The sequence below is a fragment of the Phycicoccus sp. CSK15P-2 genome, assembly GCF_016888005.1.
Classification (GTDB): domain Bacteria; phylum Actinomycetota; class Actinomycetes; order Actinomycetales; family Dermatophilaceae; genus Phycicoccus.
The window spans coordinates 1-13,927 of the sequence record NZ_JAFDVE010000026.1; the positions used below are offsets into that span (position 1 = coordinate 1).

Genomic DNA, 13,927 nt, shown 5'->3' on the forward strand with positions numbered 1-13,927 from the left:
CCGCACGTCGCACACGACACGCCGCCCCGGACACCCGCCGCGTGAACAACGAGGCGCCGCCGAGCACCCAGCCCGGCGGCGCCTCACCCTGCCCACTTGACAGGAAACCGCTACATATCAGCCGAGGCGGCGGGCGGCCGCCGCGACGCGCTCGTCGGTCGCCGTGAGCGCGACCCTGACGTGATCCCGGCCCTCCGCGCCGTAGAAGTCGCCCGGGGCCACGAGGATCCCGCGGTCGGCGAGCCGCTCGAGCGTCGCGCGGCCCGGCTCCCCCGCCGTGGCCCACAGGTAGAGACCGGCCTCGGAGTCGTCGACGCGCAGCCCGAAGGCCTCGAGCGCCGGACGCAGCACCGCACGCCGCGCGGCGTAGCGCGCCTTCTGGTCCGCGACGTGGGCGTCGTCCCCGAGCGCGGCGACGAGCGCCCGCTGCACCGGCCACGGCACGATCATCCCGGCATGCTTGCGCACCTCGAGCAGACGCCGGACGACCACCGGGTCGCCAGCGACGAACGCCGCCCGGTACCCGGCGAGGTTCGACTGCTTGGACAGCGAGTAGACGCAGAGCAGCCCCTCGGTCGACCCGTCGCACACCCGAGGGTCGAGCACCGACGGCGTCGTCGGCGGCTCGTCGGAGCCCTCGGGCCTCGCCCTCCAGTCGAGCTCGGCGTAGCACTCGTCGGAGGCCACGACGACCCCGTGCTCGCGTGCCCAGCGGACGACCTTGCGCAGGTGCTCGACCCCGAGCACCTTGCCCGTCGGGTTGCTCGGCGTGTTGAGCCACAGCAGCCGCGGCGTCGAGGCCGGGGTGAGCGGGCCGAGCGTGGTGAGCGCGTCCGCGGCCGTCGGCTCGGCTCGGGCGAGCCGGGCACCGACGTCGTACGTGGGGTAGGCGACGCGCGGGAAGACGACGACGTCGCCCGGGCCGAGCCCGAGCAGCGTCGGCAGCCACGCGACGAGCTCTTTGGAGCCGACCGTGGGCAGCACGCCGGAGGGGTCGAGGCCCGGCACGCCGCGACGGCGGCCGAACCAGGCGGCGACGGCCTCCCGCAGGTCCGGGGTGCCGTAGGTCTGCGGGTACCCCGGGGCGTCCGCGGCGTCGGCGAGGGCCCGCCGGACGAGCCCGGGCGTGGGGTCGACGGGTGTGCCCACCGAGAGGTCGACGATCCCCTCTCCCGCCGGACCGTCGAGACCGGGGTCGGAAAAGGCGCTCGCCCGCTCCTTGGCGGGAGCGAGCGAGTCCCAGGGGAAGTCGGGAAGGGTGAGCACCTACGTCACTCGTCGTGCTCCTGCGGGGGCAGGTCGGCGATGATCGGGTGGTCCTTGGCGATGACGCCCAGCTTCGCGGCCCCGCCCGGGCTGCCGAGGTCGTCGAAGAACTCGACGTTGGCCTTGTAGTAGTCGGCCCACTGGTCGGGGACGTCGTCCTCGTAGTAGATCGCCTCGACCGGGCAGACCGGCTCACACGCACCACAGTCGACGCACTCGTCCGGGTGGATGTACAGACTCCGCTCACCCTCGTAGATGCAGTCGACGGGGCACTCCTCGATGCACGCCTTGTCCTTGAGGTCGACACAGGGCTGTGCGATCACGTACGTCATGGCGCCCATACTATTCACGCCATGCTGCCGCCGACGCCCGGCCTACCGCCCCCCACCGTCGACGAGCTCGAACGGGTCATGGTGGGCGCGTGGCCCGCGGCCGAGACCGCGCCGCTCGGCGGCTGGCTGTTGCGGGCCACCGGTGGTTTCACCCAGCGGGCGAACTCGGTCATGACGGCCGGGGACCCGCACCGCCCGCTCGGCGCCGCGCTCGACGCGGTGGAGTCCTGGTACGCCGAACGGTCCCTGCCCGCCCGGGTCACCGTCGCCGGCCCGGTCGGCCTTCGCCCGGACGAGCACCCGGTGGGGCAGGTCCTGCTCGACCGTGGCTACGTCCCCCGGGTCGCCACGACATGCCTCACGGCGGCCGCGGACACCGTCGCCCGCAGTGCCGCCTCGGCGCCGGGCGACGTCGCGGTCCGGGTCACCTCCGACCTCACCGACGCCTGGCTCGAGGCGTACCGCGGCTACCGGGAGGCCCCGGAGGTCGCCCGGGTCGTGCTCACCGGATCACCGGCGCAGGTGTTCGCCGCCGTCGAGGGGACCGAGGGCCTCCTCGCGGTCGGCCGGCTCGGCCTGGCCGACGGATGGGGCGGCCTCGCGGCGATGTGGACCGATCACCGGGCCCGGCGCAGGGGTCTCGCGACGGCCGTGCTCGGTGCGTTGGCCCGCAGCGCGTGCACGGCGGACGTCCGCTCGCTGCACCTGCAGACGGACACCGACAACACTGCTGCGCTGGCGACGTACCGGCGGCACGGGTTCGTGCCGCACCATGACTACGTGACGCTCACTTCTCCATGACGAGGCGCTCGTCGACCGGCGCCGGCGCCGGCTCGAGCTGCTCGGCCTCGACCGGCGCAAGACGCTGCGGCTCGACGAGGTCGCCGGCCACCCCGGACTCCTGGATGACGAGCGAGAGCACGAGCTGCGCCGCGAGCTGCGCGGTGTGCTCCTCCCGACCGACGTAGGTGTACTCGACCCGGTCGACGTACGAGCGGCCGTCGGTGGACCGTTCCTGCATCGCCGCGGCGCGGGCCAGGTGCCGGTCGGCGGCGCGGGTGGCGTCCGCGACCATGCCGACGCCGCCCCCGAAGCCGAAGACCTCGGCCTGGACGTCGACGAGCGCGTACGGCAGGGCCTGGCCGGTGCCCCAGTCGCAGCCCTGCGGGTAGTAGACGAGGAGGCTGTCCTCGGGTGCCCGGTACACCGTGCCCCCGGGGTCGGAGAACCCGAAGGAGACGTCGTACACGTTCGCGGACAGCGCCTCGTAGACCTCGCCGAGCCCCAGCATCGACGCCTGCGGCGCCTGCCGCCCGGACAGCCCGGCGAGCAGGAGCGCGTCGACGTTCTGGTACAGGTTCGTCGAGTAGTCCGGCGCGATCCGGTCGTGGTTGAGGACGCTGCCGTCGGCCTCGACGTTGACACCGTCGACGAGGTCGCGGAGCCGGACGCCGTCGACGACCGGGTTCGCCGCCAGATGTTGCTGCTGGACCCACGACGCGGCGAGCAGCCGCACCTGGGCCGAGCGCCACTCGTCACGCTGCTCCGCGGTCGGCACCATCGCGAGCGCGACCGCCGGTGCGAGGGCGGTCCACGAGTTCTCCTCGGCGCCGGTGTTGCCGGGTCGAAGCGTCCGGCCCAGCGGGTCGGTCAGGTAGCGCGGCGTCTGGGTCGCCGAGAAGTCGGCCTCCATGAGGACCATGTCACGCACGCACGTCCGGGACCCCTCGGAGAGGTCGTCCCAGGACAGCCACGCGGCCCGGGCGGCGAGCGAGGACCACAGCGGGCTCTGCCAGGTACGGCCCCAGCCACCGACGACGGTGGCCCGGTGCCGGCACGCCACGGTGTCGACGACCGTCCCCACGACGTCCCGCGCATCGGCGCGGGACATCCCCGCGTCGGCCGGGTCGTACGTGCCGGTGGCGAGCGCCGTGGAGACGGCCAGCGCCTCCATCGACAGCCGCCGGACGGCGTCGGTGCGGTCCTGCTGGGCCGCGGCGTCCATCGGCCGCGCGAGCAGCGCGGGCGCGGTCTTCTGCCACCACGGGCCCAGCCCGTAGCGCACGGCGTTCCCGAGCAGCCCGGCGGCCGCGTCACCGCGCGCGGTGCCGGGCAGACCGGACCGCAGCACCACCGGGGACGGCGGCTCGACGCGGGGCTTCGGCACGGCGCTCACGTAGCCGACGAGGTCGACGACCACGTGACCGACACCGCCGGTGCGCGCGAGCCACAGGGCACCGTCGACGCCGAGGGCCACGACGACCTGGCGCGCGACCGGGGCGTCCTTGCGGGCGTTGACGTCCGAGGTACCGGGCTTGGGTTCGCCGTGGGCGAAGGCCGTGAGGTAGCCGCCTGCCGTGGGCCCGGGGACGGAGGTGATGGTCACGAGGGCGGCCGAGGCGTCGGCCGGTGCCCCGCCCTTCCCGGCAACGGGCTGCACGATGCGCTGGTTGTGCGCGAGCGGCGACCCGGTGACCCGGGTGTCGAGGAGCCGGACGGGGGCGAGCGACGCCACCCGTCCGTCGGTGGCCCCGGGGCCGTCGAGGTAGCCGACGACGTCGACGACGACGTGCGAGGACAGGGAGCCCACGGCCAGGGAGATCCGGCCGAGGTCCCCGACCCCGACGACGACCTGCGTCGCCACCGCCTGGCCGCGGATGGTGTTGCCGTTGGACGTCCCGGGGCGCCGGCTGCCGGCCGCCCACGACAGGAGCGGCAGGCCGGTGGCGCGGGCGCCGACCGTCGTGAGGTTGGCGACGACCGCCCGTGCGGAGCGGGGCACCGTCCGCCCCACGACGGTCACGGTGGTGGGAGTGGGGGTGACGGCGCGGCCGGCGACCCGGCTGTCGTACACCCGGACCGGCACGATCGAGTGCAGCCCGGGGGCCCCGGTCGGCGCGTCGACCCACCAGCCGACGAGGTCGACGACGACGTCGACGGCACCCCCGGCGTTGGCGACGACGACCCGGCCGTCGGCCCCCGGCCGGACGGTGACGGTGTTCGCGACCGGCACGCCCGGCACGTCGTTGAGCGAGGACGTCGTGGGCCGGGAGACGCCCGAGGGGTACACGGTGAGGTGGCTCGACCGGCTCGCGCCCGTGGACGTGACGTTGAGCTGGACCGCGCCGACCCCCGTGGCCGGGACGCCGTGGGCGCCGAGCACCTCGACGGGCAGCGAGCCGCCCGGGGAGAGCCGCCGGCCCGTGAGGCGGGTGTCGACGAGCCGCTCCGGGGAGACCGCCCGGTACGAACCGGGTGCGGGCTCCGCACCGGTCGGCGTCGTCAGCGACACCGGGGCCGCCGCGGCCGTCGTGCCGGCGGGCGGAACGGTCGCGCCGGCCGGGGACGGGGCGAGACCGAGCAGGGCCAGGAGCGCAGCGAGGACGGCGAAGCGGGCGCGCTTCATCCGTCCTCCTACCCGTGGTTCCCCGACCGTGTCCGAGGAGAAGGTACCAGCAATACGGTTGTGGTCAGGACGGGTTGGAACAGGTGACGTCGTCCTCGGGCTGGTATCGCGTCGTGAAGGACTGCTTCTGGACGACCTTGCCGCCCTGCCGGATGACCCGCCCGATGTCGACGGCGAACCCCGGCACCGGGTTCTGCGGCTTGCAGCTGGGGCTGTCGTCGGTGATCTTCTTCGGCTGGACGACGTTGTAGCGGTCGCTCTTCGTCGCCTCGACGTCGTACTTCTTGCGACCCACGTACGTGACGGTGACGGAGGTGTCGGTGGTCTCGACCTCGACGAGGATCCCGCCGTCGAGGGTGTTGGTCCACTTGTTGTGCAGGTTCGGCCACGAGATCGTCGCCTCGCGGCCCTCCGGGTAGCGCGAGATGTAGAAGGAGTGCGCCTGCCAGGCGTCGAGCTGCACGCCGGCGAAGAACGAGGCGTTGAAGATCGTCGTCGAGACCTGGGAGATGCCCCCGCCGACGCTGTCGGCGAGCCGGCCGTTGCGGATGATCCCCGCCTCGACGTACCCCTTCTCCTTCGTCCGCTCGCCGAGGATGCCGTTCATGCTGAACTGCTGGCCGGGCTTGATGTACGTGCCGTTGAGCACGGAGGCCGCGCGCTTGATGTTCTTCACCCGCGCCTGCCCGGCCTGGAAGTAGGTGGTGAAGCTCGAGACCTCCTCCTTCGGAAGCGTCGCCTTCGCGACCTCCGTCGTGAACTCGGGCTCGGCCTCCTCGGTCGTCACCGTCGCGGTGCGCTCCGAAGTGGAGATCGCCTGCCACACGGCCGCCGAGATCGAGGCGTCGTCGAGGGCCACCCCCGGGACGTGCGGCTTCACGGTGGGCTTGCGGCCCGAGAAGGTGACGACGGCGTCCTTCGGCTTCTTCTCGGCCCCGGCCTCCTCGGCGGCCGCGTGCACGACCGCCCGGAGCTTCTCGTCGTCGGCACGGGGGGTGATCGTGCCGTCCTCGGCCGGGGTGAGGTCGATCGCGGCGGCGAAGTCGGTGGGCGGCACCTCGAAGGACGTGCCGCCCGCCTCGACCGTGACCGGGCCCGACATCGCGACCGCGACGAAGTCGTCACGGACCCGCTGGAACTCGGCCGCGGTCGTCCTGGGCAGGATCTCCTCGGCGTCGACCTCGACGGTCGACTGGCCGGGCCACCAGCGCCGGACCGCGGCGAGGGTGCCGTCGACGTCGGTCGTGGTCCCCCGGACCGGCTCGGTGTAGGCGAGCGTGCCGCCCTCGAGCGACAGCGAGCCTTCCGTGGGCTCGGCGTCGAGCTCACCCCGCGCCGCCTCGAGGGCCCGGTCGAAGGCGCCTTCGTCCACGGTGAGGGCCGCGGGCTCCTCGCCGCCACCCAGGAGGTGACGCCACAGGGCCGCGGGCGCCAGGCTGAACCCGGTGAGACGGTCGACAGTGCCCGGGACGTCCACGGCGAGGCCCGCCTCCCCGGGGTCGACCTCGACCCTCCCGGCCGTCGAGGTGAGGGTCAGCGTGCGGCCCGCCTTGACGCCGAGGGCGCCGTCGAGGGTGGCCCGGGCCTCCTGCGCGGACTGGCCTCCGACCTCGACCCCGGCGACCGTGGTGCCCCGGGGGACGCGGTCTCCCAGCGCCCACGCCGCACCCGCGTAGAGCAGCGCGAGCACGGTGACCGCACCGAGGAGCAGGACGGGCCAGCGGCGCGTGCCCGGCGCCGGCTCCTCCCAGCTCGGCTCCTCCCAGGACACGTGGTCGAGCAGGTTGCTCATGCGATGCTCCCGTAGCGGCCGCGGTAGTGGACGAGGGCGGGTCCGACGGTGTCGGGGATGTCGAGCGAGAGGACCTCCCCGACGACGATGACGTGGTCGCCCGCCGGGTGGGCGTCCGTCGTGCGCACCTCGAGGTGCATGAGGGCGCCCTCGAGCAGCGCGACGCCGGTCTCCTCCCCGCGGCGGAACGGCGCGCGGTCGAGCTGGCCGTGCAGCGGCCTGCCGCGCGTGGCGAACCACTCCGAGAGCGGCCGCTGGTCCGCGGCGAGGACGTTGACGCCCCACAGGCCGCACTCGAGGACGGCGTCGTGGAAGCGGCTCTCGGTCTCGACACAGGCGAGGACGAGAAGGGGCTCGAGGGACACCGACGTCACCGTGTCGGCCGTCATCGCGTGGTCGTGGCCCTCGCAGTGCGTCGTGAGCACGCTGACGCCCTGGACCAGGCGGCCCATGGCCTGCCTGAACCGAGCGGGGTCGAGGTCGGTCACGCTGCTCCTTCGGGGACGGGACTCCCGGTGGTCGGGTCGAGCCGCGCGAAGCCCTCCCGGCCGGCCAGCCGGAAGACGAACCGGTTGGACAGGGCGTACCACCCGTCCCCGACGACGACCTGCGTGTGATGGGCCCGTAGAGCCTGCACCTGGGCCGCCAGCACGCCGTGGTCGACGACGGCGGTCGTCACGACCTCGTCCGGCACGACGTTGGCAGCGTACGTGGTGCCCGCCCCCGGGACGGTCCATTCGCCGTCCTCCGGCACGTGTCGCACGAGCCACTGCCGGTCCTCCTCGGCCCAGGTCGCGGGCACGAGGACGCCGTGGAGCACCGGCCGGCAGCCCTTCGGGAGGGCCGCCACCGCGTGGCGCGTCGCGGCCGCGGCGCGCACGTGGTCGGGGTGGCCGTAGCCTCCACCGGCGTCGTAGGAGACGACGACGTCGGGCCGGACGCGCTCGACGACCGCACGGACGGCGTCCGCCGCCTCCTCGAGCGGGACCCCGGCGAAGGCCCTCGGGTGGGCGGCCGCGGCGGACCCGGCCATCCCGGAGTCGCGGAAGGCCGGCGGATCGCCGGGACGGTCCGCCCCGAGGAGGTGGTGGGTGGCGCCGAGGGCGGCGGCCGCCGCCGCGAGCTCGCCCCGGCGGTGCTCGGCGAGCGCGGGCCCGTCACCCTCGAGGGCGGCGAGCTCGGTCGGGATGACCTCGCCCTCCTCGCCCAAGGTGCAGGTGAGGACGTGGACGTCGGCACCCTGCGCGACGTGGTGCGCGACCGACACCCCCGTGGTCAGCGTCTCGTCGTCGGGGTGGGCGTGCACGAACAGCAGACATGGCCGCCGGCCACCGAGGGGGACGTCGTCGAGCAGGCCCCTCACGGGGTCACCGCGATGTCGGCGAACTCCACGACCCCGCCGAGCACCGCGTTGGCGGAGAGGTTGCGCACGTCCGATCCCGCGATGTACAGCGCCCGCCGCTCGGCCAGGCCGATGTAGCCACCCCGCTCGAGGAGCTCGCGGTCGATGTCGGCCCAGGCCCGCTCGCGTTCGGCACGGTCGGGGACCGCGAGGGTCTTGGTCATCCGCTCGTCGAGGTCCGGGTCCTCGAAGTACCCGTAGTCCCGGCCCGGCCCGGCGTCGGTGAGGTTGATCGAGCTGTCGAACAGCGGCGGCAGGATGGTCGAGGCCGAGGCCCACGCGGGCGCCCAGTTCGACCAGAAGACGTCGATCTCGTCGACGGCACCGGGGTCGGAGATCGTCGAGAAGTAGTCGTCGGTGACCGGCTCGACCTCGGGCGCGAACCCCGCCTGCTGCCAGCCCGCCACGAGCGCGGCCATCGCCTTGTCCGACGTGGGGTCGGAGCGATAGGCGATGGTGAAGGGCACGGGGGTCTCCACGCCCGCGTCGGCGAGCATCTGCGCAGTGCGCTCGACGTCCCCGCGCGTGCCCGCGCCGATCGGGTCCTCGTCGTGGGCGGCGGGGAGCGACCTCGGGATGAGCGAGCGGGTGGGCTCGGCCGAGGTCGCCCCGCCGATCGCCGTCACGTACGCGTCGCGGTTCGTCGCGGCCGCCAGGGCCTGCCGCAGCCGCTCGTCGCGGAAGACGCCCTTGCGGGTGTTCGGGACGAGGTAGTCCACGATCCCGGTCCGGGGGTTGACCGACCGCTCGACGAGGCTCTGCACGGCGGTGATGTGCTGCTGGATGGCGGGAGGGGCCGACCCGAGGGACACCGACATCCGGCCGGTGTCGTTGTCGGCCATGACCTGCTGGGCGACGGTCTGGGTGTCCAGTCCCTCCTGGTAGCGGATCTCGTCCGGGAGGGCGGCGCGGACCGGGTCGGAGGCGGCGGACCAGTACGGGTTACGCACGAACACGCCCCCGCGGCCCTCCTCCCACGTGCCCTGGATCGTGTAGGGCCCCGTGGACTGGACGTCGAAGGTGCCCTCGGCGCGCCGGTCGGCGTCCTTCTTGTAGGGCCCGAACGCCGGCTGGGTCACCATCTCGTCGAAGTCCCCGATGGGAGTGCTCAGCGTGAACGTGATCGTGCGGTCGTCGCACGCGACGGACTTGTCGAACGCCTCCTGCGCCTTCGCCGCGTCGCCACCCGTGGCGTACGGGCCGCTGTAGGTGCTGGAGCCGTCGGGGTTGCGCGGGATGGCGAGCGCCGCGAGGGCGTCGGTCGGACCCCCGGTGACCTCCTCCGCGGCGAAGCTGCGGGAGATGCCGTACGCGATGTCCTCGCAGGCCAGCGGCGACCCGTCCGCCCACGTGACGTCGTCGCGGAGGGTGAAGCTCCAGGTCTTGAGGTCCTCGCTGGGGGTGCCGGTGTCGGTGGCGAGGTCCCCGACGACGGTCGCCTGGGCGTCCGGGTCGGTGTCGGGCGCGTACGCCGTGAGGGTGCGGGCGAACACCCGTCCCGCGAACGCCATGTCGGACCGGGACGACATCCGCTGCGGGTCCCACGTGGCGACGGGCCCGAGCGACAGCGCGTGGATCGTGCCGCCGCGGGCCTCCACGCGGTCACCGACAGCCGAGGTCGGCATCGTCTCCGGCTGGAGGTCGGGCGTGCGCCGGCTCAGGGCGAAGGCACCACCGGCGACGAGCGCAGCGACCACGACGCCGACGACGAGCACGAGCCGCAGCGGGCGCCGCCGACGGGTGGCCCGACGCCGCTGGGCGCGGGTCGGGGTGGGAGTGGGGTCGACGTGCTCCGGGGGCACCGGGTCTCAGCTCCTCCTCGCGCGCGCCGCTGCCCGGGCGCGCAGGGTCTGGTCCAGCTCCACCTTGCGGATGCGCACCGCCTCCGGTGTCACCTCGACGCACTCGTCCTCGCGGCAGAACTCGAGCGACTGCTCGAGGGAGAGGACGCGCGGCGGCGCGAGACGCTCGAGGACGTCGGCCGTCGAGGACCGCACGTTGGTGAGCTTCTTCTCCTTGGTGATGTTGACGTCCATGTCGTCGGCCCGCGAGTTCTCGCCGACGACCATCCCCTCGTAGACCTCGGTGGTCGGCGGGATGAACAGGACGCCGCGCTCCTGGAGGTTCATCATCGCGTAGGACGTCGCCGCCCCGGCGCGGTCGGCGACGAGGGAGCCGCTGACCCGCGTCGAGATCTCGCCGAACCACGGCTCGTACCCCTCGAAGACGTGGTGCGCGATGCCGGTGCCCCGGGTCTCGGTGAGGAACTGGGTGCGGAAGCCGATGAGCCCGCGCGAGGGCACGAGGAACTCCATCCGGACCCAGCCGGTGCCGTGGTTGGTCATCTGCTCCATCCGGCCCTTGCGGGCGGCCAGCAGCTGGGTGATCGCGCCGAGGTACTCCTCGGGCGTGTCGATGGTGAGCCGCTCGACGGGCTCCTGGGTCCTGCCGTCGACCTCGCGGGTGACGACCTCGGGCTTGCCGACGGTGAGCTCGTAGCTCTCGCGGCGCATCTGCTCGACGAGGATGGCCAGGGCCAGCTCGCCGCGGCCCTGCACCTCCCAGGCATCCGGGCGCTCCGTGGGCAGCACCCGCATCGAGACGTTGCCGACGAGCTCGCGGTCGAGCCGCTCCTTGACGAGCCGGGCGGTGACCTTGGCGCCGCGCACCTTGCCCGCCATCGGGGAGGTGTTCGTGCCGATCGTCATCGAGATGGCCGGCTCGTCGACCGTGATGAGCGGCAGCGGACGCGGGTCGTCGAGGTCGGCGAGCGTCTCGCCGATGGTGATCTCGGGGATGCCCGCGACGGCGACGATGTCGCCGGGACCGGCCTGCTCGGCGGGCTTGCGCTCGAGGGCCTCGGTCATGAGCAGCTCGGTGACCTTGACGGCCTGGACCGAGCCGTCCCTGCGGCACCACGCGACCTGCTGGCCCTTGCGCAGCACCCCGTTCTTGACCCGGAGCAGCGCGAGGCGACCGAGGAAGTTGGACGCGTCGAGGTTGGTGACGTGGGCCTGCAGCGGCGCGTCCTCGTCGTACACCGGCGCCGGGATGGTCTCGAGGATCGTGCGGAACAGCGGCTCGAGGTCCTCGTCGGCGGGCAGGCCGCCGTCGGCGGGGCGCTCGACGGAGGCCCGGCCCGCCTTGGCCGAGGCGTAGACGATGGGGAACTCGAGCTGGTCCTCGTGCGCGCCGGCGTCGTCGAGGAGGTCCATGAAGAGCTCGTAGACCTCGTCGACGACCTCGCCGATGCGGGCGTCGGGCCGGTCGACCTTGTTGACGCACAGCACGACGGGCATCCGCGCCTGGAGGGCCTTGCGGAGCACGAAGCGGGTCTGCGGCAGCGGGCCCTCGGAGGCGTCGACGAGGAGGACGACACCGTCGACCATCGAGAGCCCCCGCTCGACCTCGCCGCCGAAGTCGGCGTGACCGGGGGTGTCGATGATGTTGATCGTCATCCCGTGCTCGAGCCCGGCGTCCACGGCCGCGGGCCCCGCATAGCGGACCGCGGTGTTCTTCGCGAGGATCGTGATGCCCTTCTCGCGCTCGAGGTCGCCGCTGTCCATCGCCCGCTCGTCGACGTGGTCGTGCTCGCCGAACGCCCCGGACTGCCACAGCATCTTGTCGACGAGGGTCGTCTTCCCGTGGTCGACGTGGGCGACGATGGCGACGTTGCGGAGGTCGTCGCGGTGGGAGGCAGGCATGCCTTCCAGTCTCTCAGGGATTCCCTCGGGTACCGAATCGGCCCGGCGCGACCGGCGCGGCGTTGCATATCACTTGGATAACCACTGGCATCCGGCCGTTGTGCGAGCGCCAAATGGCACTAGGGTCCACCGCATCCGCGGACGGGGCGTCGTCGCTCCTGTCCGTCATCTCGAACGTCCGACCCGGGGGTTCGAGCGTTCGCACACCCAAGCGAGGTTCTCTCTGATGACACTCAAGCGCACGGCGCCACTCGTCCTGGTGACGGTGGCCGCCCTGAGCATGTCCGCGTGCGCCGAGTCCGAGCGTGACTCCGACAACGGGGACGCCGGCAGCAGCGACGTCAAGGACACCTTCACCTTCGGCGCGGCAGGGGCCCCCGAGCTCTTCGACCCCCTGTACGCCACCGACGGCGAGACGTTCCGCGTCACCCGGCAGATCCACTCCGGCCTGCTGGGGATCAAGCCCGGCACCGCGGACGTCCAGCCCGAGCTCGCCGAGAGCTGGGAGCCGTCGGAGGACGGCCTGAGCTGGACGTTCACCCTGCGGCAGGGCGTCACGTTCTCCGACGGCGAGCCGTTCGACGCCGAAGCCGTCTGCTACAACCTGGACCGGATGTACAACCAGAAGGGCGCCGGCCAGCAGGCCGCCGAGTACTGGACGTACTTCTTCGGCACGTTCAGCGACGACCCGGACGGCTCGCTGTACGAGTCGTGCGAGGCCCAGGACGACACGCACGCCGTCATCAACGTCACCCGCAACACGTCGAGCTTCCCGACGATCCTCTCGCTCGACTCGTTCTCCATCCAGTCGCCGAAGGCGCTCGAGGAGGGCGACGCGAACAACGTCCAGGCCCAGGGTGAGGGCTTCACCTACCCGGACTACTCGATGAACCCGGTCGGCATCGGCCCGTACAAGCTCCAGGGCTACGACGAGGCCAACAAGACCGTCACGCTCGTCGCGAACGAGAGCTACTACGGCGAGCAGCCGAAGACGAAGAACCTCGTCTTCAAGATCATCCCGGACGAGAGCACCCGCCGCCAGGAGCTCCAGGCCGGGTCGATCGACGGCTACGACCTGCCGAACCCGGTCGACTGGAAGGGTCTCGAGGACGCCGGCAACACCGTCGAGATCCGCCCGGCGTTCAACATCCTCTACATGGGTCTGAACCCGGAGAAGAACCCGAAGCTCAAGGACCTCAAGGTGCGCCAGGCCATCGCCTACGCCCTCAACCGCGAGCAGATGGTCAAGACCCAGCTGCCGGAGGGCGCCCAGGTGGCCTCGCAGTTCATCCCGGAGGCGGTCGCGGGCTACAACTCCGAGCTCCAGCCGTACCCGTACGACCCGGAGAAGGCCAAGCAGCTCCTCCAGGAGGCCGGCGCCGAGGGCATGACCCTGACGTTCGCCTTCCCGACCGAGGTCTCGCGGCCCTACATGCCGGACCCCCAGAAGATCCACGCCGCGTTCGCCAAGGACCTCGAGGCCGTCGGCATCAAGGTCGACCAGGTGAGCAAGCCGTGGAACGGCGGATACCTCGACGACGTGTCCGCCAACGGCGCCTACGACGCGTGGCTGCTCGGCTGGACCGGTGACTACAACGCCGCGGACAACTTCCTCGGCACGTTCTTCAGCGACCTCAAGGGCAACGACTTCCACACGAGTGTCATGCCGTGGGGCTCGACCCTGGCCACCGACCTCAAGGACGCCGACGCCGTCGTCGACGAGGGCGAGCGCGAGGCCGCGTACCAGGACATCAACAAGCGCATCGCCGAGGAGTACCTGCCGGGCATCCCGGTCAGCCACTCCCCGCCCGCGCTCGTGACGAGCGGCAAGGTCGAGGGGCTCACCGCGAGCCCGCTGACGGCCGAGACGTTCGACACCGTCACGGTCGGGAAGTGACACCCGGGGCCGGCGGCCCCGCCTGACCGTACGGATATCGTCGGGGGGGGGCCCCCCCCCCCCGGGGGGGGGGGGGGCCCCCCCACCCCCCCCCCCCCCGCCCCCCCCCCCCGGGGGGCGCCCCAAAA

Annotated in this window: 10 protein-coding genes; 2 read left to right on the forward strand and 8 right to left on the reverse strand. The window is 72.9% G+C overall.

The features are described from left to right. Window positions 1-117: 117 nt before the first annotated feature. On the reverse strand, window positions 118-1,266 hold the full coding sequence (dapC, locus tag JQN72_RS15420) for a succinyldiaminopimelate transaminase (RefSeq protein ID WP_204136023.1): 1,149 nt from the start codon (window positions 1,264-1,266) through the stop codon (window positions 118-120). Window positions 1,267-1,271: 5 nt separating this feature from the next. Next, window positions 1,272-1,598 carry a ferredoxin gene (gene fdxA / locus JQN72_RS15425; protein ID WP_204136024.1) on the reverse strand — a complete coding sequence of 109 codons (327 nt, stop codon included), beginning with the start codon at window positions 1,596-1,598 and terminating at the stop codon, window positions 1,272-1,274. A gap of 21 nt (window positions 1,599-1,619) precedes the next feature. Here fdxA and JQN72_RS15430 point away from each other — a divergent pair, with 21 nt between their 5' ends. Continuing rightward, window positions 1,620-2,399 carry a GNAT family N-acetyltransferase gene (locus JQN72_RS15430; protein WP_204136025.1) on the forward strand — a complete coding sequence of 260 codons (780 nt, stop codon included), beginning with the start codon at window positions 1,620-1,622 and terminating at the stop codon, window positions 2,397-2,399. Here JQN72_RS15430 and JQN72_RS15435 read toward each other — a convergent pair. From JQN72_RS15435 to typA, 6 genes are all read right to left on the reverse strand, one after another. Then, window positions 2,386-5,004: a hypothetical protein gene (locus JQN72_RS15435; RefSeq protein ID WP_204136026.1), complete on the reverse strand. Its 2,619-nt coding sequence runs from the start codon at window positions 5,002-5,004 to the stop codon at window positions 2,386-2,388. The genes JQN72_RS15430 and JQN72_RS15435 overlap by 14 nt on opposite strands. Window positions 5,005-5,068: 64 nt before the next feature. Beyond that, window positions 5,069-6,796, reverse strand: coding sequence for a VanW family protein (locus tag JQN72_RS15440; RefSeq protein WP_204136027.1), 1,728 nt, complete (start codon window positions 6,794-6,796; stop codon window positions 5,069-5,071). After that, window positions 6,793-7,284 carry a flavin reductase family protein gene (locus JQN72_RS15445; RefSeq protein ID WP_307812734.1) on the reverse strand — a complete coding sequence of 164 codons (492 nt, stop codon included), beginning with the start codon at window positions 7,282-7,284 and terminating at the stop codon, window positions 6,793-6,795. The genes JQN72_RS15440 and JQN72_RS15445 overlap by 4 nt, the downstream gene beginning before the upstream one ends. Then, entirely contained in the window at window positions 7,281-8,159 is an 879-nt protein-coding gene (locus tag JQN72_RS15450; RefSeq protein WP_307812736.1) for a PIG-L family deacetylase, read from the reverse strand. The genes JQN72_RS15445 and JQN72_RS15450 overlap by 4 nt, the downstream gene beginning before the upstream one ends. Then, a complete protein-coding gene (locus tag JQN72_RS15455; RefSeq protein ID WP_307812738.1) occupies window positions 8,156-10,000 on the reverse strand; it encodes an ABC transporter substrate-binding protein in 1,845 nt (614 codons plus the stop codon). Before JQN72_RS15455 ends, JQN72_RS15450 begins: the two co-directional genes overlap by 4 nt. Before the next feature lie 6 nt (window positions 10,001-10,006). Next, the gene (gene typA, locus JQN72_RS15460; RefSeq protein WP_204136028.1) at window positions 10,007-11,902 is read right to left on the reverse strand and encodes a translational GTPase TypA; all 1,896 of its coding nucleotides are present in this window, start codon (window positions 11,900-11,902) and stop codon (window positions 10,007-10,009) included. A 226-nt stretch (window positions 11,903-12,128) separates the two neighbouring features. Between typA and JQN72_RS15465 the strand changes: the two genes are divergently transcribed. Further along, a complete protein-coding gene (locus JQN72_RS15465) occupies window positions 12,129-13,799 on the forward strand; it encodes an ABC transporter substrate-binding protein (protein WP_204136029.1) in 1,671 nt (556 codons plus the stop codon). Window positions 13,800-13,927 lie beyond the last annotated feature (128 nt).

What these genes read in the sequence shown, in the direction of transcription:
- fdxA (WP_204136024.1), bottom strand. Translation starts at nt 1,598, where the DNA reads ATGACGTACGTGATCGCACAGCCCTGTGTCGACCTCAAGGACAAGGCG.
- JQN72_RS15430 (WP_204136025.1), top strand. Translation starts at nt 1,620, where the DNA reads ATGCTGCCGCCGACGCCCGGCCTACCGCCCCCCACCGTCGACGAGCTC.
- JQN72_RS15435 (WP_204136026.1), bottom strand. Translation starts at nt 5,004, where the DNA reads ATGAAGCGCGCCCGCTTCGCCGTCCTCGCTGCGCTCCTGGCCCTGCTC.
- JQN72_RS15440 (WP_204136027.1), bottom strand. Translation starts at nt 6,796, where the DNA reads ATGAGCAACCTGCTCGACCACGTGTCCTGGGAGGAGCCGAGCTGGGAG.
- typA (WP_204136028.1), bottom strand. Translation starts at nt 11,902, where the DNA reads ATGCCTGCCTCCCACCGCGACGACCTCCGCAACGTCGCCATCGTCGCC.
- JQN72_RS15465 (WP_204136029.1), top strand. Translation starts at nt 12,129, where the DNA reads ATGACACTCAAGCGCACGGCGCCACTCGTCCTGGTGACGGTGGCCGCC.